A 19953-nucleotide genomic window follows, 5' to 3' on the forward strand; every position below is an offset into this window, starting at 1 on the left:
TTAGAAACCTGCCGCCGTGGCTTTATCGATCAACCAGTTCAGCGACGGGCCGCGGGTGCTCACCACTTCAACCGGACGACCTGCCAGGCTGCTGTTGATGGCTTCGTCAGGCTGGATCTGAACGCGGATGTCGGAAGACAGGTCAGCAGGGCTCAGCGCCGTGGCGCTGACGATCTTGCCGCTGTGGTCGCCGGCTTCGCCAGCAACCTGGAAGGTCACGCGAGCGCCCGGCTGTACATCGGCGAACTGACGGTAGGTGAAGCGAGCATCGACATTGGCGGCAACGTTGCGCGGGACCATCTGGAAGATCACTTGACCTTTGCTTGCGTACTGACCGTCGGCGACCAGTTGCTTGGCCACGACGCAATCGCACGGGCTGGTCATGGTGCCGGCCAGTTGACGACCAAACAGCTCTTCGATTTTGGCCGGCTGCATTTCGTCCGGGTCCAGGTTGCCTTTCAACATGTCCAGCATGCTGGTGTTGAAGGTGGCCAGCGGTGCGCCTTTGGCGATGTTGCCGTTCGGAGCGACCAGGCTGGTCACAGTGCCTTCACGGGGCATGGTGACATCCAGGCTAGGTACGCTGACCAGGCCGGAGGTGGAGTGGCTGACGAAGTACATGCCGTAGACCGATTTGGCGACGAAGCCGAATGCAATCAGACCGACAGCGAAGATACCGACGCTGAACGTCACGGCGCGCAGACGACCGAAAGCGCTCAGGCCACTGCCGCTGTCTTTGGATTTGCGTGCCTTGGTGAAGTTATCGCGCTGCAGGGTCGCCAGCACTTCGCCCATGCTGATGAGATCGCCCGACAGGTGCGAAGTGATCAGGTGACGCAGGGTCGAGATGTCTTGCGATTCCAGATTCTGGAACTGGCAACCGACACGGCCGGTGCCCGAATCGATGGTGCGCACTTGCAGGTCGACGTCCATGGCCAGACCGAGGTTGTCGATCAGGAACTGCAGACGACCCTTGATGACCTCACCGACGCCTGGACGCAGGTTGGCAGGAGCAACGAAGCTCAGACCGCCTGCGGAAAGGTCTTCGACACGCACCAGCGGGGCGTTCGGCTGACCATTGAGCAGTCGCAGTTTGGCCGGGATCTTGACCCGTGCGTGCTGACGCTGGGCTTCGGATTCATGTACGACATTGGCATTCACGGCTGTATTCATGGTGGTAATTCCTGATTAATCGAGTTGATCCATTGTTTCGGTCAGAGGCCCGGTCAGACCATTGTCAGCAGCACGGCAACGAAGATGCTGCCAGCCGAGAAAGTCATGGTCCGCGACGACCAGGTGTTGAACCAACCCTGGAAGCTGGCCATGTCGCGGCTCAGTTTTGTGTCCTGGCGGGTCCAGGACTGTCGGTCAAGACGGAAGAAGACATAGATCTTCATCAGTGCGCCGACGATCTGGTTGTAATAGAGAATCATCGGATACGCCGGACCGATCTTGTGCCCGCTGCACGACAGCAGCAGGGTCAGGATCAGGCGGGTGATGCCGATCCACAGCAGGTACGCCAGCAGATATTCGATGCCGAATTTCAGGCTGGCCAGCATGGCGACGGTCAGGCCAAGGATCGATGTCCACATCGACACGCGCTGGTCGAACAGCACGATGCTGGTGAAGACCCCGAGGCGACCGAAGCCCAGACCCAACGCGCGGGAGTTCTGCCGAAGGTTGTTGCCGTACCAGCGATACATCAGCTTGCGGCTGGCCTTCAGGAAGCTCTTTTCCGGCGGGTGTTCAACGGTGTTGATTGCGGCATCCGGCACGTAGAACGTGTCGTAGCCCAGGCGCATCAGGCTGAACCAGCTGGACTTGTCGTCGCCGGTCAGAAACTTGAAGCGGCCCAGACGCCAGTGCTGCAGCGAATCGCTTTCCACGTCAGCGATGAACATCGGGTCTGTCACCACGGTGGCGCGGAACACCGACATGCGGCCGGTCATGGTCAGGACGCGCTTGGACAGCGCCATCGAGCACATGTTGATGTGACGCTGAGCGAAACGCAGCTTGTGCCACTCGCTCATGATGTAACCGCCGCGTACTTCACAGAACTCGTTGGTGGTCAGGCCGCCAACGTTGCCGAACAGCTGGAACCACGGAACCGTTTTCTGCACCACGCCTTCGGCCAGAACGGTGTCACCGTCGACCACCGCAACCACGGCGCGGTCGTCCGGCATGTGGCGGGAGATGGCGCGGAAACCGAACGCCAGACCGTCACGCTTGCCGGTACCGGCGATGCGCACGAAGTCGAGCTTCACGTGCTCGGGCGGGTTGTACTTGGCCCACAGTGCCTTGACCAGCAGCTCGTCGGACATTTCCACCAGGGAGCACACGATGGTGGTCGGGAAGCCGCAGTTGATGGCTTCGCGGATCACCGAGCTGTACACCTGAGCGGTGGTCAGCGCATCGATACGAAAGCTGGTAACCATCAGGAACACGTGGGACGGATCGGCTGCCTTGCCCAGCTTGCGCACTTTACGGCGCAGGTGCGGGTAGACGATGTACAGGAAAATCATGCCGCGCACGAAGTGCGTTGCGCCCATCGAGTAACGCCAGATGCCGACGATACCGATCAGGAAAATGAAATCTTTGGAGTGCGAGTCAAACAGCGATGCAGGCAGCGCCATGGCGATGGCCGCCAGCAACGTCAGATAAAACAGCCAACCTGCGGCCTGGAGGAAGCCGTGCTTCAGCCTTTGCATAGTGTGTATCCCTAAGTCAGTTGCAACCTCAAGCCGCAAGCTCCAAACCTCCCGTCGCAGGCGCTGACGCCCGGGACGGGAGGGATGAAGCCTGAAACTTGCAGCTCGTGGCTTGCAGCTCGCTGTGTGTTACCAGCAGATACCTTCGATTTGACCGTTTTCGGTGGTAGTGCCTTTCATGAAGCCCACCAGGTCAATCACACGCTTGCCGGCTGGCGCGTTGTTGGCGAGTGCACGGAAGCGCTCGTCGCGGTTACCCAGGATGATCACGTCGGAGTTGTTGATGACCGCGTCGAAGTCCGAGTTCAGCAGGGACGAAACGTGCGGGATCTTGGACTCGATGTAGTCTTTGTTGGCGCCGTGAACGCGAGCGTATTCGACGTTGCTGTCGAAGATGCTCAGGTCGTAGCCCTTGCCGATCAGCATTTCTGCGAGCTCGACCAGTGGGCTTTCGCGCAGGTCATCGGTACCGGCCTTGAAGCTCAGACCCAGCAGAGCGACTTTGCGAGTGTCGCTGGCAGCGACGATGTCGAAAGCGTTCTGAACCTGGGAAACGTTGCTGCGCATCAGGGAGTTGAGCAGGGGTGCTTCAACGTCCAGGGTGCTGGCGCGGTAGGTCAGGGCGCGGACGTCCTTCGGCAGGCAGGAACCGCCGAACGCGAAGCCTGGGCGCATGTAGTACTGCGACAGGTTCAGAGCCTTGTCCTGGCAGACCACGTCCATCACTTCACGGCCGTCGACGCCGACTGCCTTGGCGATGTTGCCGATTTCGTTGGCGAAGGTGACCTTTGTCGCGTGCCATACGTTGCAGGTGTACTTGATCATCTCGGCAACGGCGATGTCCTTGCGGATGATCGGTGCGTCGAGTTCTTCGTACAGGGACTGCAGAACGTCGCCGGACGCTTTGTCGAATTCGCCGATAACGGTCATCGGAGGACGGTCGTAGTCAGCGATCGCGGTGCTTTCACGCAGGAATTCAGGGTTGACCGCAACACCGAAGTCAACGCCGGCTTTCTTGCCCGAGCAGTCTTCGAGGATGGGGATGACAACGTTTGCGACAGTGCCCGGCAGAACGGTGCTGCGCACGACGATGGTGTGACGGGTGCTCTTGTCACGCAGTACCAAGCCGATTTCGCGGCAGACCGATTCAATGAAGTCCAGCTCCAGATCGCCGTTCTTTTTGCTTGGCGTGCCGACGCAGATCATCGACAGGTCAGTGGCACGAATGGCTTCGGAGAAGTCGGTGGTGCCGCGCAGTTTGCCGGTCTTGATGCCGGTTTGCAGCAACTCGCCCAGACCTGGCTCAACGATTGGCGACTTGCCGTTGTTGATCAGATCGATCTTGGCGGCGGAGATGTCCACGCCAACAACATCATGACCACGCGCCGAGAGGCAGCCCGCACAGACTGCACCGACATAGCCCAAACCAAAGATGCTGATACGCATAGTAATCTCCTCGATGTTTACGCCATTAGTTGGCCGAATATAAAAACTGTCTTACAACTTTTGCGCACTCGCACGCACGGCAAATGAATGTCGCGGGACAAGCACAGGCAGAATTAAGGGGTGAGTTACCTATATGAAAGGCAAACCCAAATGCTACAGATCAAAAGCGTCGAGTAGCCCATACATATTTATATAGGTTCCCGATCTGGGATGTGGCAGGCACTCCAACGGATGGTTTGCGCGTCGCGGTCAGGCGCTCAAGGACAAGGCTTTTGGCCGTTTCCCGATGAATCAGCCCGATTCACGACTGCGGGCACCCGAATGGTGCTAGCTCAATTCACTTCAACTAGTTTGGTGCGTGACTCCTTGTACGTACCACTTGACCGACAGGTCTAACTTCGTTGAGAAGCAACTTCCAGATCTGTCCATGTGCCATGTAAGAGATGTCCTACACGGGGGACGAGAATTGTTACGGGAAGTAGGAGCGTGGGCATTCACCATAAGTTCCGGGCCGCTCGTCCTGTTTTTGAGATTTTTCGTAACACCGGGGACGTTTTCGATGCTTTTAAGGTGCTGGCACTGCCGGTTTGGCCTAGAGTTCACGGGGCTTTGAGCGGGGTTGGAACGCTAGTGTCACTAGTTCAAAGCGGAAGGCAGTCATGGCTAAAAAAAGTTGTTAAATTTTTGAGAAAAAAAAGTCGCGTTAGTTTTCGCCTTATTGTTGGCGCCAATTAGTCGCCAGCACTACCGTTCGTCCGCGCAAACTGTGGGTTATGAACTAACCAAGTGTGGGAATTTGCGGCGATAACCGCTGTTAGTCTTTGCAACCGGTTGGGTGGATGGACGCATTCGAATGATGGGATTAATGGTTTCGCTTTAAAACGGCTGGATAGATGCCGTTTTGAAACGCACCGAAGTGGGGATTAAGTGGCGTTGCGATGCCCGTCAACTGTTCGAGACAGGCATGCGTCCGGGCGCAGGGGAGGGGAGGTGCTAATCAGGCGTCTTGCTCATCGCGCAGGAAAATAAGCTTGTCCGGGGAGGACAGCTCTTTGCTGTATCGATAGCCGTGGGCATCGAACTGCGTCAGGTCCTTGGGCTTGCTGATGCGCTCGGAAATCACGAAGCGAGTCATCATGCCCCGGGCCTTCTTGGCATAGAAGCTGATGATCTTGTACTGACCGTTTTTCTGGTCGCGGAACTCGGTTTCAATCACCCGGGCATTAAGTGCCGGACGCTTGACCGCCGAAAAGTATTCGTTCGACGCCAGGTTGAGCAGCACGTCGTCGCCTTGTTCTTTCAGCGCTTCGTTCAGCCACTCGCTGATACGGTCGCCCCAGAATGCGTAAAGATCCTTGCCCCTCGCGTTCGCCAGCTTTGTACCCATTTCCAGCCGGTACGGTTGCATCAGGTCAAGAGGACGCAGCAACCCATAGAGCCCGGATAACATGCGCAGATGCTTCTGGGCGTAAGTCAGATCGGGTTCGCTCAGGGTGTCGGCGTCGAGACCGGTGTACACGTCGCCCTTGAAAGCCAGCAGCGCCTGTTTGGCGTTTTTTGGGGTGAATTCTGGATTCCAGCTGCCGAAGCGAGCGGCGTTGAGGCCCGAGAGCTTGTCGGACAGGTGCATCAACTCACCGATCTGCGCCGGGGTCAGGTCACGCAGCTGGCTGATGAGCGCCTCGGAGTGATCCAGAAATTGCGGCTGGGTGTAGCGCTTGGTGGTGGGCGGCGTTTCGAAATCGAGGGTTTTGGCTGGGGAAATCACCATCAGCATGGGCAGGTCTCCTTTAATCGTCGGGCGATTCTAGGGCTTGCGCGCGGATCACTCCAGCTATGGTGTCGATAGGCGCGCTCCTGCAGCAGCGGTGCACGAATCCGGCAATCTGGCCCAAGGCAAATCCGCTATAGTGCCTCGCCGGTTTTCGGCCTCTTTATCAAGGATTGGGAGCACGTCGTGTTGCGCATGCTGTTATTGATCGGAGCCTGCTTGCTGGGGCTCAACGCACAGGCGGCCACGGGCGATATTGCGATGCTGGATCGCGCAGTCTGGCCGGAGGCTCTGGAAACGCCGCAGCTGTTCGACGTCGCTTCTCGCGCGCAAATTCTCAGCTTCGCCCACCAGCTGCTGGAAAGCGAAAATCTCAGCGATGCCCAGCTGGGTGCGCGCCTGGGCCTGCGTCAGATCAACCTGCCGACGGTGAACCTGATCCGCACACGGTTATGGACGCGCCTGTTCGAGAACTGGACATTCGCTGAAAAAACCTGTGAAGCCGACGCATCGTTCTGCGTGCTGGTCGATGATGTGCCGATGCTGCGCCAGCGCGCCGCCGAATATAAAGTCGCCGATGATTCCTTCTATGCGCGGTGGGCAGCGCCGGCCGATGCTTTCAGCCAGCGTTATCTCAACGAACTGTTGCGCATGGCCGCCTTGTTTCCGCAGACCAGCAGCGAGATCGAGCGCTACAACTCCGACGAACTCAGCGGTGAGGAAATGCCGGACCGGACCTTTCTCCTCAATTTCGAGAGCGGTCCGACCGTCGCTGATGGCGCCACGGACTGGCTGGCTGACTTCATGCGCCAGCAGAAGATCACTGCGACCTTCTTTGTCCTGGGCAAAAGCCTGCAAAGTCGTCTCGACAACACCTCGCCGCAAGCGCTGCAAAACGTCTACCGGCAGCAATGCGTCGGCTTGCAAGGCTGGGAGTTCAGGTCCCATGCCCACTGGCGCGACTGGCAGAACTCCATCGAACGTACGGCCGCGCTGGTTCAGCAGGTGCTGCCTGACAACTTCGTGCCGCTGTTCCGCCCGCCCTATGGCCATCGTCGTGCGGACAGCGCGCCGTTCTTCCGTGAACAGCAGCTGCGGGTCTCGCTGTGGAACATCGATTCCCAGGACAGCACCGGACGCATCAGCGCCGAGCAGGCGGCCAATCGGGTGCTCACGCTGATGCTGCTGTGGCGGCGCGGCAATGTGGTGTTCCATGACAGCACGGACAAGCCGCAGCAGGCGGTGCCATGGCTGATGGCCAATACCGCGCAAAGCGGTGTGATGTGGGAAGACTGCCATATCTATCCGCAGCAGTTGGCGGACGAAGAAGATGTGCCGGATGAAGAGGATGACACGCCGGACGATGACGCCCCGGAGGAGCCGGCCGAGCAGCCGGGTGCAGCGGTTGATCAGGCGTTGCCGCCGGTGAAAGAGAGGGAATAACGAAGGGGAGATGTCGCAAATTTCTGAGGATTTGTCCCAGACCGGACTTCCGACTGTAAACGCGGCTGACCCATCCGCCAAGGCCTAATTTACCCCCAGAAAAATAAACTTCAAAAAGCGCCGAAACGCGTTTTTATGTCATCGGTTTTGCGGTATTACGACAACAGACCGCCGAACCCTGCAACACAGGTGGCGTCATTCCAGACTCCACTTTGCGCAATTTTCTCCTGCCTCAAGGGGAAAGCCCCGGCGGCCTTTTCGTGGCGCGGCATCGCTGTGTGTTGCGTCACTTGGCTACTACAAAGGTGAGCGAGTATGGATGACCACGGACGCACCCCTTCCTCTAACCAGCCAATCCTCTACGTGCTCGATACCAACGTATTGATCCATGATCCAAACGCGCTTCTGAATTTCGAAGAACATCACGTCGCACTTCCCATGACGGTCCTGGAAGAACTGGACAAGCTCAAGGCGGGCAAGCACTCGGTGGCTGCTGAATGTCGGCAGGCGATCCGGTTGATTGACAAGACACTCGGCGAAGCGACCCCGGAGGAGGTCGAAAAAGGCGTACCGATCGATCGCGGTACAGGCGTATTCAAAGGTTATCTGTCCATCCTCATGAACAAGCGGCAAGAGCCCAACCGGCTGCTGCCAGACAACCTCAATGACAACATCATCATCAACCAGTTGATTGACCTGCATGCGCGGAAAATGGACACACGCATCGTACTGGTCACCAAAGACATCAACATGCGCCTCAAGGCGCGGGCCTGCGGCATCGAGGCCGAGGACTACAGCACCGACCAACTGGTCGACGACGTGTCGATGCTGTCCCGCGGTTACCACAACATGACCGGCTCTTTCTGGGACCGGGTGAGCAAAGTCGACACCCGTCAGGATCATGGTCGTACCTGGCACAAAGTGCAGATGATCGAGCAGATTCCATCTGTGCACATCAACGAATTCATCATCGATGAGCAAGGCTTCGTGGGGTGGGTCAAAGGCGTCAAGCCTGATGAGTTGCTGTTGCTCGACATGCACCAGGAGCCGCTGCTGCACCAGGAAGCGTGGGGGCTGAAACCGCGCGACATCTATCAGGGCCTGGCGCTGTTCGCGCTGCTCGATCCGGACATTCACCTGGTCAACTTGTCCGGCGCCGCCGGTTCGGGCAAGACCATTCTCGCCCTGGCCGCTGCCATCGAGCAGACCATGGTCAGCAAGCGTTATCGCCGTATCATCGCCACCCGTAGCGTGCAGGGGCTCGACCAGGAAATCGGCTTTCTGCCCGGCACCGAAGCAGAAAAAATGGAACCATGGCTTGGCGCGATCACCGACAACCTGGAAGCGTTGCACATGGACGATGAAAACACCCATGGCAGCGTCGATTACATCCTGAGCAAGGTGCCGCTGCAGTTCAAATCCCTCAACTACATCCGGGGCCGAAGTTTCCAGCAGAGCCTGATCCTTATCGACGAATGCCAGAACCTCACGCCGCACCAGATGAAAACCATCATCACCCGTGCCGGCGCCGGTTCCAAAGTGGTCTGCCTGGGCAATCTGGCGCAGATCGACACGCCTTATCTATCGGCCACCAGTTCGGGGCTGACCTACCTGACGGAGCGTTTCAAGGATTTCCCCAACGGCGTGCACATCAGTCTGCAAGGTGTTCCACGCTCGATCCTGGCTGAATACGCGGAGAGCCATTTGTAAAATGATTATGAATTTGTAGGAGCGCGCTTGCCCGCGAATGCGTCAGATCAGTTGTGGAGATGTTGACTGACACGACGCCTTCGCGGGCAAGCGCGCTCCTACAGTTCGGGTCGCATCGGCGTTACAATCCCCGCTCCTGTCCAGGAGTCATCCCGTGCTTACTCATCTCGATTCCCAAGGTCGCGCCCACATGGTCGACGTCACTGAAAAAGACGTGACGTTCCGTGAAGCCGTGGCCGAAGCGCGCGTGCGCATGCTGCCCGAAACCCTGCAAATGATCGTCGCAGGTGGGCATCCCAAAGGGGATGTATTTGCCGTCGCACGCATTGCCGGCATCCAGGCCGCGAAAAAAACCAGCGATCTGATTCCTCTCTGCCACCCGTTGATGCTCACGGGCGTGAAGGTCGAACTCAACGCCCAAAGCCCTGACACCGTGCACATCGTTGCCCGCTGCAAACTCTCCGGCCAGACCGGGGTGGAAATGGAAGCGTTGACTGCCGCCAGCATCGCGGCCCTGACAATCTACGACATGTGCAAGGCGGTGGACCGCGGCATGACCATCGAGCACGTGCGGCTGCTCGAAAAACTCGGTGGCAAGAGCGGGCACTTCATCGCCGACGAACAGGTGAGCGCCCAATGACCATTCATGTTCAAGTCCAGTTCTTCGCGCGCTTTCGCGAAACCCTCGGCACCGAAAGCGAGCACCTCGAAGGCGCGTTCGCCACCATCGATGCCGTGCGCCAGCATTTGCTGGAGCGGGGCGGTGTGTGGGAAGTGCTGAGCGAGAAAGGCATCATGTGCGCCCGCAATCAGGAGCTGTGCTCTCTGGACACGCCCGTTGAGCCGGGCGATGAAGTGGCGTTCTTCCCGACCGTCACCGGAGGCTGATATGGGCGTGCGAGTGCAAGCCGCCGCGTTCGATCCCGGCGCGCAAGTTAACGCCATGCACGACGCCAACGTTGGCGTGGGTGCGGTGGTCAGCTTTGTCGGCTACGTCCGTGACTTCAACGACGGCCGTGAGGTAGCGGGGATGTTTCTCGAGCACTACCCCGGCATGACCGAGAAAGCGCTGCTCAAGATCGTCGATGAAGCGCAGCAGCGCTGGCCGTTGCTCAAGCTGGAAGTGATTCATCGGGTGGGCGAGTTGCAGCCGGGCGAGCCGATCGTGTTCGTCGCGGCAGCCAGCGCCCATCGCCAGGCGGCATTCGAAGCCTGCGATTTCGTCATGGACTACCTGAAGACTCGAGCGCCGTTCTGGAAGAAGGAAAACACGTCAGAAGGACCGCGCTGGGTCGAAGGGCGCGACAGCGATCACAAGGCAGCGGATCGCTGGAAGTAGACTGCAAACTCAGCGTTGTAGGAGCGCGGCTTGTCCCGCGATCTGCCGGGAGCCGGCAGTCAGGCCAGCAAATGTGGTGTGTCAGCTATAGCCCCATTCCCAGCCATTGCGACGACTGCGTCGCCGATCGCGGGACAAGCCACGCTCCTACAGATGCGTGGCGTCATCCGCCGCAGGAATCGCCCGCTGCACACGCACCACCGGCCGTAACAACACGGTCGGCGGCGTTTCGCAGCTGATCTTGCGACCCAGCTTCTCTTCGATCGATGGCAGCTGATACGAATCGTCTTCACCGGCGAAGCTGATCGACACGCCGTCTGCGCCTGCGCGACCAGTCCGGCCAATGCGGTGTACGTAGTCGTCCGGTACTTCCGGCAGGGTGAAGTTGATCACGTGGCTGATGCCGTCGATGTGAATGCCGCGCCCGGCGACGTCGGTGGCCACCAGCACACGAATCTTGCCTTCGCGAAAGCCTTCCAGTGTCTTGATGCGCTTGTGCTGGGGCACGTCGCCTGACAGCTGCGCGGCATTGATGCCGTCGCGTACCAAACGCTCTTCGATGCGTCGCACTTCATCCTTGCGGTTGGCGAACACCATTACCCGCTCCCAACCGTGATCATTGATCAGGTTGAACAACAGCTTGTACTTGTCGGCCCCGGCGACGGCATAGATGTGCTGCTCGACGGTGTCGCTGGCGACGTTCAGGGATTCGATCTCGACAATCGCAGGATCTGTCGTCCACTGCTTGGCCAGGTTCATCACGTCTTCGGTGAAGGTGGCGGAGAACAGCAGCGTCTGGCGCTCGCCCTTGTGCGGGGTCTGGCGAATGATCGAGCGCACTTGAGGGATGAAGCCCATGTCGAGCATGCGGTCGGCTTCGTCCAGCACCATCACCTCAACCATGTCCAGATGCACTTCGCCGCGCTGGGCGAAGTCAAGGAGACGGCCTGGTGTGGCGACCAGGATGTCGCAGTGGCGCGCTTCGAGGTGTTTGAGCTGCTTGTCGAAATCCATGCCGCCCACAAACGTCATCACGTTGAGGTCGGTGTATTTGGTCAGCGCCTCGGCGTCCTTGGCGATCTGCACCACCAACTCGCGAGTCGGCGCAATGATCAGCGCACGGGGCTCACCCATGTAGCGCTCTTTCGGCGGAGGCGTCTGGGTCAGCTGGGTAATGATGGAAATCAGGAAGGCGGCGGTCTTGCCGGTGCCGGTCTGGGCGCGGCCGATGGCATCGCGGCCTTTGAGGGTGTAACCCAGAACGCCGGCCTGGATCGGCGTGCAGTACGGGAAGCCCAGGTCCTGGATGGCGTGCATCAGTTCGGGGGCAAGAGGAAAATCGTGGAAACGGGTTTTGCCTTCCAGGGGCTCGACGGCGAAGTCTTCGAGGTTCCAGGGGATGACGACGGGCTTGGGCGCCCGTTCACGGCGCGGGCGTTCGGCCCTGACGGGCGATGTAACGGCCGGTGCGGTGGCTGCCGAATGCTCGGGCGTTGGCACGTGCACTTCTGCTGTTGACGGTTCCCGCGAGACGCTTTCGGTCTGGCGCTGGGGGACGGGGAGGGGAGCAGCAGGCGCGAGCGGCTCAGCCTCGCTTTTTCCGAACATCTTTTTAAGTGCTTTGAGCACGGTGATCTCATCGATTGATTTAGGAATGTACGCCGGGGAGTGTAAAGCAAGAACCCGGCGCGGCGTAGTGTCCTAGCAAATCCGCAACGCAATTGGAAGGATCAAATGAGTGGGCTAGCGAAGCTTATCCGCGAGCCAGACACCTATATCGGAAATTTCCTGCGGTAACACTTCGTGCTCCATTGGGTATTCCTGCCATGTCACGGTGACGCCCTGTGCCTTCAAATGCTCATAGGCCGCTCGCCCCATGGCATGCAGAACCACCGGGTCATTGCTGCCGTGCAAGCAATAGGCCGGGATGCGTTGCTGGCTGGCGGACAGACTCATCTCGTCGCTGAAAGTCGGTGCGTAAGTGGATAACGCGAGCACGCCGCCAAGGGGGCCTTCCCAGCGCAGGAAGGCGGTGTGCAACACCACGGCGCCGCCCTGTGAAAACCCTGCAAGGAAGATTCGGGCCGGGTCGATGCCGCTGTCGCGTTGCTGTTCGATCAGCTTGATGACGCCTTGGGCCGAATGTTCCAGCTGATCGCTGTCGATGGCGCGGGCCGGGCTCATCGCCTTGATGTCATACCAGCTGGGCATTGCGTAGCCGCCGTTGATGGTAACGGCCCGGGTCGGCGCCTGCGGCAGAATGAACCGCGTACTCTTCAGCGTCTTCTGCAGCATCTCGCCGACCGGCAGAAAATCGTAGCGGTCAGCGCCCAGGCCGTGCAGCCAGATCACGCAGGCATCGGCTGCCAGTTCCGGCTCGATAATCAACGGTTCAGTCATGTGTGCTCCATTAGTGTGCGGTCCCGTCAGCGCAGCGCTTTAAGGCGGTGCGTCGGGTCGTCAGCGGGGTAGTCAGGATGTCGCAAGGTTACAAGTTTTGATCTTCACCTGTCGCTAATTCGACATTGCCAGCATGGTGGTACGAGCTTTGCTACACAACCCGCGGAGTGAAGGCGCTCACCTCGGGCGGTAACACTAATAGGCTATTAAGCAGACAGCCGAGTGTTGCGTCAGAGGCAGCAAGGAATCATCGAGCAGGATTCCCGGCACGATTCGCTTTGAACCTCGGGGTTCAAGGACATCATGGGGCTTCAATCTGCTGGACGCGTAACATGCCGAACATGCGATGACCAGATTGCCTGGCGTCGATGGCGGTAAACGGGTTCAACGTCGCATGACCCAAAAACAAGCCAGCACGGGTCATGAATGCCTCACAAGGGTGCGACGGGGCTGAGGCTCCTACACAACAAAGAGCAAACTGGAGGTTTGAATGAAGATGTTGAAATCCACCCTGGCTGTAGTGGCCGCCGCTGCAGCGCTCGGTCTGACCGGGTTCGCTCAAGCGGGTGCCAAGCTGGACGCCATTCAGAAGAAGGGCTTTATTCAGTGCGGCGTCAGTGACGGTCTGCCAGGCTTCTCGGTTCCGGACGCAAGTGGCAAGATCCAGGGCATCGACGCCGACTTCTGCCGCGCTGTCGCTGCTGCGATTTTTGGCGACGCGACCAAGGTCAAGTTCAGCCAGCTGAACGCCAAAGAGCGCTTCACCGCGCTGCAGTCCGGCGAAATCGACATCCTGTCGCGTAACACCACCTGGACCAGCTCCCGCGACGCGAGCATGGGTCTGGTGTTTCCGGGCTTCGTCACTTATTACGACGGCGTTGGCTTTCTGGCCAATAGCAAGCTGGGCGTAAAAAGTGCCAAGGAACTGGACGGCGCGACCATCTGTATTCAAGCCGGTACCACCACTGAGTTGAACGTGTCGGACTACTTCCGCGCCAACAACCTCAAGTACACCCCGATCACTTTCGACACCTCCGACGAAAGCGCCAAGTCGCTGGAATCCGGTCGTTGCGACGTGCTGACCTCCGACAAATCCCAGCTCTACGCACAGCGCTCCAAGCTGGCTTCGCCGAAGGACTACGTCGTTCTGCCTGAAACCATCTCCAAAGAACCGTTGGGCCCTGTTGTCGCCCGTGGCGATGAAGACTGGACCACCGTCGTTCGTTGGGTTGGCTTCGCGCTGTTGAACGCTGAAGAAGCGGGCATCACGTCCAAGAACGTCGAAGCTGAAGCCAAGTCGACCAAGAACCCAGACGTGGCCCGCTTGCTGGGTGCCGACGGCGACTACGGTCCGCAGCTGAAGCTGAAGAAAGACTGGGTCGTGCAGATCGTCAAGCAAGTCGGTAACTACGGCGAAATCTTCGAGAAGAACCTGGGCGCAGGCACTCCTCTGGAGATCGCTCGCGGTCAGAACGCTCTGTGGAACGCTGGCGGCATTCAATACGCACCACCTGTGCGTTGATTGACCTGCACCCGGCTGCGTGAATCGCAGCCGGGCGCTTTGTTGCATTTCTTCCGGGGCACTCCATGCAAAATCAAATCAGCGCACCAAAGCAGAGGCTCAGCCTCAGCGACCCTAAAGTGCGTGCGTGGCTATTTCAGATAATTACGGTTGTCGCCGTAGTCGCGATGGGTTGGTATCTGTTCGATAACACCCAGACCAACCTGCAACACCGGGGTATCACCTCAGGTTTCGGTTTCCTTGAAAACAGTGCCGGCTTCGGCATCGCGCAGCACCTGATTCCGTTCACGGAGTCGGACACCTACGCGCGGGTTTTCCTGATCGGTTTGCTCAACACGCTGCTGGTGACGTTCATCGGCGTGATCCTCGCGACCCTGCTGGGCTTCATCGTTGGCGTCGCGCGGCTGTCCAACAACTGGATCATCAACAAGCTGGCGACGGTATACGTTGAAGTCTTCCGTAACATTCCGCCGTTGCTGCAGATCCTGTTCTGGTACTTCGCGGTGTTCCTGACCCTGCCGGGTCCGCGGGCTGCCCACGGGTTTCTCGGTTCGTTCTTCGTCAGCAGCCGTGGCCTGAACATGCCTGCCGCGATTGCCACCGATGCCGCGTGGCCATTCTTGATCAGCGTGGTATTGGCCATTGTCGCCATCGTGTTCATGACACGCTGGGCGAACAAGCGTTTCGAAGCCACGGGCGTACCGTTCCACAAGTTCTGGGCAGGCCTTGCGCTGTTCATCGTGATCCCGGCGCTCTGCGCGCTGATCTTCGGTGCGCCGGTGCATTGGGAAGTGCCAGAACTCAAGGGTTTCAACTTTGTCGGCGGCTGGGTGTTGATCCCTGAACTGCTGGCGCTGACCCTGGCGCTGACGGTGTATACGGCGGCATTCATTGCCGAAATCGTGCGCTCGGGCATCAAGTCCGTGAGCCACGGCCAGACCGAAGCGGCACGTTCGCTGGGCCTGCGTCCAGGGCCGACGCTGCGCAAGGTCATCATTCCGCAGGCGCTGCGGGTGATCATCCCGCCATTGACCAGCCAATACCTGAACCTGGCGAAGAACTCTTCGCTGGCCGCAGGTATCGGTTATCCGGAAATGGTTTCGCTGTTCGCCGGTACCGTGCTCAACCAGACCGGACAGGCCATCGAAGTCATTGCCATCACCATGAGCGTGTACCTGGCGATCAGTATCAGCATTTCTCTGCTGATGAACTGGTACAACAAGCGCATTGCGCTGATCGAGCGGTGAGGAAACGCGCATGACATCCCATACTTTCAAACCCGACATGCCACCGCCGAGCAAAGTCTTCGGCCCGGTGGCATGGATGCGCCAGAACCTGTTCTCGAGCTGGATCAACACGCTGTTGACCCTGTTCGCGATCTACCTGATCTGGCTGGTTATCCCACCGCTGCTGAGTTGGGCCATCTTCGACGCCAACTGGGTCGGCACCACGCGCGAAGACTGCACCAAGGCCGGCGCCTGCTGGGTGTTCATCGAACAGCGCTTCGGCCAGTTCATGTACGGCTACTACCCGCAGGCACTGCGCTGGAGGGTTGATCTGACCGTCTGGCTGGCGATCATCGGCGTAGCACCGCTGTTCATCAAAATGATGCCGCGCAAGGCGATTTACGGCCTGTCGTTCCTGTTCATCTACCCGATCATTGCCTACTTCCTGCTGCATGGCGGCGTGTTCGGCCTGGACCCGGTCGCCACCAGTCAGTGGGGCGGCTTGATGCTGACCCTGGTGATCGCCACGGTGGGTATCGCCGGCGCGTTGCCGCTGGGTGTGGTCCTGGCCTTGGGGCGTCGCTCCGAAATGCCGGCCATTCGCGTGATATGCGTGACGTTCATCGAGTTCTGGCGAGGCGTTCCATTAATCACCGTGCTGTTCATGTCGTCGGTGATGCTGCCGTTGTTCCTGCCTGAAGGCATGAACTTCGACAAGCTGCTGCGCGCGCTGATCGGCGTGATTCTGTTCCAGTCGGCGTACGTGGCCGAAGTGGTACGGGGCGGCATGCAGGCCATTCCGAAGGGTCAGTACGAAGCGGCTGCGGCCATGGGCCTCGGTTACTGGCGGCGCATGGGGCTGGTGATTCTGCCGCAGGCTCTGAAGATGGTGATTCCCGGCTTGGTCAACACCGTGATCGCGTTGTTCAAGGACACGAGCCTTGTGATCATCATCGGCCTGTTCGACCTCCTCAACAGCGTCAAACAAGCTGCCGCCGACCCGAAGTGGCTCGGCATGGCGACCGAGGGTTACGTGTTCGCGGCCCTGGTGTTCTGGATCTTCTGTTTCGGCATGTCCCGCTACTCCATGCATTTGGAGCGTAAGTTGGACACAGGCCACAAGCGTTAGGAGTTTTGTGATGAGTGAAGCTATCAGTAAGCCTCTGGGCGCCGAAGGCATGATCCGGATGGAAGGCGTACACAAGTGGTACGGCCAGTTCCACGTGTTGAAAGACATCAACCTGAACGTACGTCAGGGCGAGCGCATCGTTTTGTGCGGCCCGTCGGGCTCGGGCAAGTCGACGACCATTCGCTGCCTTAACCGTCTGGAAGAACACCAGCAGGGTCGCATCGTGGTCGATGGCACCGAGCTGACCTCGGACTTGAAGCAGATCGAGACGATTCGTCGCGAAGTCGGCATGGTGTTCCAGCACTTCAACCTGTTCCCGCACCTGACCATCCTGCAGAACTGCACGCTGGCGCCGATGTGGGTGCGCAAGATGCCCAAGCGCAAGGCCGAGGAAATCGCCATGCATTATCTGGAGCGCGTGCGTATTCCGGAGCAGGCGCACAAGTACCCGGGTCAGCTCTCCGGCGGTCAGCAACAGCGTGTGGCAATCGCCCGTGCGCTGTGCATGAAGCCGAAAATCATGCTGTTCGACGAGCCGACCTCGGCCCTGGATCCGGAAATGGTGAAAGAGGTGCTCGACACCATGGTCGGCCTGGCGGAAGAAGGCATGACCATGCTCTGCGTGACCCACGAAATGGGCTTCGCCCGCACCGTGGCCAACCGCGTGATCTTCATGGACAAAGGCGAGATCGTCGAACAAGCCGCGCCAAACGACTTCTTCGATAACCCGCAGAGCGATCGTACACGGCTGTTCCTGAGTCAGATTCTGCATTGAGTCAGTAGCAGCAATACAAAGAGCCCGGGCCCAGTGCCCGGGTTTTTTGTGGGCGGTCGATTCGCGTGGGCTACAAAACTGTACCCAATCCCCGTAAAACTTGTGTTCTCTGCCGATCTCCAACAGGATTACTTCTTTGCGCAATGCGCTGTTACACCCTCCTGCCCCCACGAGAATCCCATGACGACCAAGGCGCCGACGGCGAGCAGTCCCCGTTCCAATGCTTCGACCCCCCACGACATCGACGAACTGCTGATTGATGCAGAAGCCGACGACGAGCAAGTGCAGCAGGATCACCCGGTGCTCAAACGCCCATGGTTCCTGTTGTTGGGCCTGGTGCTGGTGGCGCTGAATCTGCGTCCGGCGTTGTCGAGCATGGCGCCGTTGTTGAGCGAAGTGTCACGAAGTCTGGGACTTTCTGCGGCCACGGCCGGCTTGCTGACCACACTGCCGGTGTTGTGTCTGGGTCTGTTCGCGCCACTTGCGCCAATGCTTGCGCGGCGTTTCGGCAGTGAGCGCGTGGTGCTGGGCATTCTCCTGACGCTGGCGTGCGGCATCATTCTGCGCAGCTCATTGGGCGAGTTCGGTCTGTTCGCCGGCAGCATCATGGCCGGGGCCAGCATTGGCATCATCGGGGTATTGCTGCCGGGCATCGTCAAGCGCGACTTCGCCAAACAGGCCGGCGCCATGACGGGCGTTTACACCATGGCGCTGTGCCTGGGCGCTGCGGTTGCGGCGGGCTCTACCGTCCCGTTGAGCGAAGCGCTGGGTAATGGCGACGGCAGCGACTGGACCTTGGGCCTGGGCTTCTGGATCGTGCCGGCGATTCTCGCCGCAGTCTTCTGGTGGCCGCAGACGCGTAAGCGCCATGGCCAGCATCAGGTGGCCTACCGCGTTCGCGGTTTGCGCCACGATCCTCTGGCCTGGCAAGTCACCCTTTATATGGGCTTGCAATCGTCGCTGGCCTACATCGTGTTCGGCTGGCTGCCGTCGATCCTCATGGGTCGCGGCCTCACCGCCACCGAAGCGGGCCTGCTGCTGTCGGGGTCGATCATGGTGCAACTGGTTAGCTCGTTGACCGCGCCGTGGCTGGCCACACGCGGCAAGGATCAGCGGGTTGCGATCGTGCTGGTGATGCTGCTGACCCTGGCCGGTCTGTTCGGCTGTCTGTATGCGCCGCTTGAGCAATTGTGGGCCTGGGCCATCGTGCTTGGGCTGGGTCAGGGCGGGACGTTCAGCCTGGCACTGACGCTGATCGTGTTGCGCTCGCGCGACTCCCACGTCGCCGCCAACCTGTCGAGCATGGCCCAGGGCTTCGGCTACACCCTGGCGTCGCTCGGCCCATTTGCGGTAGGTGTCGTGCATGACTGGACCGGCAACTGGGATTCGGTGGGCTGGATCTTCGGCATCATCGGCGTCGCCGCGATCATCGCCGGCCTTGGCGCCGGGCGCGCGCTTTACGTTGGCGTCACCAGCGAGACAGTGTGAGAGGCGGCATTTCCATGGGAATGCAGGTGGCAAAAGGCTGATTTGCCGCTTATCGTGCACGCACCCTATTTCCATGGACGGCGTTCCCATGAGCGAGACCTTTTCCAGCGAGCACAACAGCGCGTTGATCACGCGCTTTTACGAGGCGTTCAGCCGTCTGGACGCCGAGGCGATGGCCGCGTGCTATAGCGAAGACGTGGTGTTTTCCGACCCGGTGTTTGGCGAGCTGCGCGGGCGCGATGCCGGCGACATGTGGCGCATGCTGACCTCCCGCGCCCGTGATTTCTCGGTCGTGTTCGATCACGTCCGTGCCGATGCCACGACTGGCGCTGCGCACTGGGTCGCGACTTACCTGTTCAGCCAGACCGGGCGCACGGTGGTCAACGACATCCAGGCGCGGTTCGTCTTTCGCGACGGCAAGATCTGCGAGCACCACGATCAGTTCGATCTGTGGCGCTGGTCGCGTCAGGCGCTAGGGGCCAAGGGCCTGTTGCTGGGTTGGACGCCGTTGGTGCAAAACGCCATCCGCGCTCAAGGGCAGAAGGGGCTAAAAGCCTTTCAAGCCGGCCGCTGAAACCTTGGCAGCCTCTTCATCGTTGGTAACTGTTCCGCGGTCCTGCATGCCTGAAGTCGAAATCCCCATCGCATCCATACCGGAGGACCCGCCGGTCAAATCCTGGTTCGTGTATCTGGTGCGAGCCGCGAACGGCGCGTTGTACTGCGGCATCAGCACTGACCCCCACCGGCGCTTCATCAAGCATCAGAGCGGCAAAGGTGCGCGCTTCTTCAGTTCGAGCCCGGCGATGGCGCTGGTGTATGTGGAGGCCTGTCGCGACAAGGGCGACGCCTTGCGGCAGGAACGGTTGATCAAAAAGCTGCGTAAAAGCGCCAAGGAATGTCTGGCCACCAGCTACATCCAGCCGAGTGATGCCGCGCCATCAGCGTGAGCGGGTATGCCGTGATGGCGTAGGAGGCTAAGCTGGCGGTTTCCTCCTG

16 protein-coding genes and 2 pseudogenes are annotated in these 19953 nt (G+C 59.6%); 12 read left to right on the plus strand and 6 right to left on the minus strand.

Translation table 11 applies throughout. The features are described 5' to 3' along the window. The 4 genes from OKW98_RS06160 to yaaA form a co-directional block, all read right to left on the minus strand. Positions 1-1173 (minus strand): alginate biosynthesis protein Alg44, encoded by a 1173-nt coding sequence (locus OKW98_RS06160; RefSeq protein WP_265388382.1) that lies wholly within the window; start codon positions 1171-1173, stop codon positions 1-3. A 53-nt stretch (positions 1174-1226) separates the two neighbouring features. Then, on the minus strand, positions 1227-2708 hold the full coding sequence (alg8, locus tag OKW98_RS06165; protein WP_265388383.1) for a mannuronan synthase: 1482 nt from the start codon (positions 2706-2708) through the stop codon (positions 1227-1229). Positions 2709-2837: 129 nt separating this feature from the next. Then, complete coding sequence (locus tag OKW98_RS06170; RefSeq protein ID WP_265388384.1) at positions 2838-4154, minus strand: nucleotide sugar dehydrogenase; 1317 nt, start codon at positions 4152-4154, stop codon at positions 2838-2840. A 997-nt stretch (positions 4155-5151) separates the two neighbouring features. Next, positions 5152-5931 carry a peroxide stress protein YaaA gene (gene yaaA / locus OKW98_RS06175; RefSeq protein ID WP_265388385.1) on the minus strand — a complete coding sequence of 260 codons (780 nt, stop codon included), beginning with the start codon at positions 5929-5931 and terminating at the stop codon, positions 5152-5154. Positions 5932-6114: 183 nt separating this feature from the next. Between yaaA and OKW98_RS06180 the strand changes: the two are divergent. The 5 genes and pseudogenes from OKW98_RS06180 to moaE form a co-directional block, all read left to right on the plus strand. After that, positions 6115-7272 (plus strand): annotated as a pseudogene (locus tag OKW98_RS06180) (polysaccharide deacetylase family protein); the annotation flags it as partial. A 411-nt stretch (positions 7273-7683) separates the two neighbouring features. Continuing rightward, positions 7684-9078 (plus strand): PhoH family protein, encoded by a 1395-nt coding sequence (locus OKW98_RS06185; protein WP_265388386.1) that lies wholly within the window; start codon positions 7684-7686, stop codon positions 9076-9078. 154 nt (positions 9079-9232) lie between these two features. Next, positions 9233-9718, plus strand: a complete 486-nt coding sequence (gene moaC, locus OKW98_RS06190; RefSeq protein ID WP_265388387.1) for a cyclic pyranopterin monophosphate synthase MoaC — start codon at positions 9233-9235, stop codon at positions 9716-9718. Further along, the gene (locus OKW98_RS06195; RefSeq protein ID WP_416148093.1) at positions 9715-9966 is read left to right on the plus strand and encodes a MoaD/ThiS family protein; all 252 of its coding nucleotides are present in this window, start codon (positions 9715-9717) and stop codon (positions 9964-9966) included. Before moaC ends, OKW98_RS06195 begins: the two co-directional genes overlap by 4 nt. 1 nt (position 9967) lies before the next feature. After that, the gene (gene moaE, locus OKW98_RS06200; protein ID WP_265388388.1) at positions 9968-10417 is read left to right on the plus strand and encodes a molybdopterin synthase catalytic subunit MoaE; all 450 of its coding nucleotides are present in this window, start codon (positions 9968-9970) and stop codon (positions 10415-10417) included. Positions 10418-10564: 147 nt separating this feature from the next. Here moaE and rhlB read toward each other — a convergent pair. Beyond that, a pseudogene (gene rhlB / locus OKW98_RS06205) lies at positions 10565-11863 on the minus strand (ATP-dependent RNA helicase RhlB); the annotation flags it as partial. Between the two features lie 297 nt (positions 11864-12160). Then, the gene (locus OKW98_RS06210; protein WP_265388390.1) at positions 12161-12817 is read right to left on the minus strand and encodes an alpha/beta hydrolase; all 657 of its coding nucleotides are present in this window, start codon (positions 12815-12817) and stop codon (positions 12161-12163) included. Positions 12818-13307: 490 nt separating this feature from the next. Here OKW98_RS06210 and OKW98_RS06215 point away from each other — a divergent pair, with 490 nt between their 5' ends. From OKW98_RS06215 to OKW98_RS06245, 7 genes are all read left to right on the plus strand, one after another. Next, on the plus strand, positions 13308-14339 hold the full coding sequence (locus tag OKW98_RS06215; protein WP_265388391.1) for an amino acid ABC transporter substrate-binding protein: 1032 nt from the start codon (positions 13308-13310) through the stop codon (positions 14337-14339). A 65-nt stretch (positions 14340-14404) separates the two neighbouring features. After that, complete coding sequence (locus OKW98_RS06220; RefSeq protein ID WP_265388392.1) at positions 14405-15586, plus strand: amino acid ABC transporter permease; 1182 nt, start codon at positions 14405-14407, stop codon at positions 15584-15586. 10 nt (positions 15587-15596) lie between these two features. Next, complete coding sequence (locus OKW98_RS06225; protein ID WP_265388393.1) at positions 15597-16694, plus strand: amino acid ABC transporter permease; 1098 nt, start codon at positions 15597-15599, stop codon at positions 16692-16694. Positions 16695-16704: 10 nt separating this feature from the next. Further along, positions 16705-17469, plus strand: coding sequence for an amino acid ABC transporter ATP-binding protein (locus tag OKW98_RS06230; RefSeq protein ID WP_037014923.1), 765 nt, complete (start codon positions 16705-16707; stop codon positions 17467-17469). Positions 17470-17649: 180 nt separating this feature from the next. Beyond that, positions 17650-18957, plus strand: a complete 1308-nt coding sequence (locus tag OKW98_RS06235) for a CynX/NimT family MFS transporter (RefSeq protein ID WP_265388394.1) — start codon at positions 17650-17652, stop codon at positions 18955-18957. 88 nt (positions 18958-19045) lie between these two features. Then, positions 19046-19531: a nuclear transport factor 2 family protein gene (locus OKW98_RS06240; protein ID WP_265388395.1), complete on the plus strand. Its 486-nt coding sequence runs from the start codon at positions 19046-19048 to the stop codon at positions 19529-19531. A 46-nt stretch (positions 19532-19577) separates the two neighbouring features. Beyond that, positions 19578-19904, plus strand: a complete 327-nt coding sequence (locus tag OKW98_RS06245; protein WP_265388396.1) for a GIY-YIG nuclease family protein — start codon at positions 19578-19580, stop codon at positions 19902-19904. The last annotated feature ends 49 nt before the right edge of the window (positions 19905-19953 follow it).

This window comes from Pseudomonas sp. KU26590 (genome assembly GCF_026153515.1).
Taxonomy (GTDB): Bacteria; Pseudomonadota; Gammaproteobacteria; order Pseudomonadales; family Pseudomonadaceae; genus Aquipseudomonas.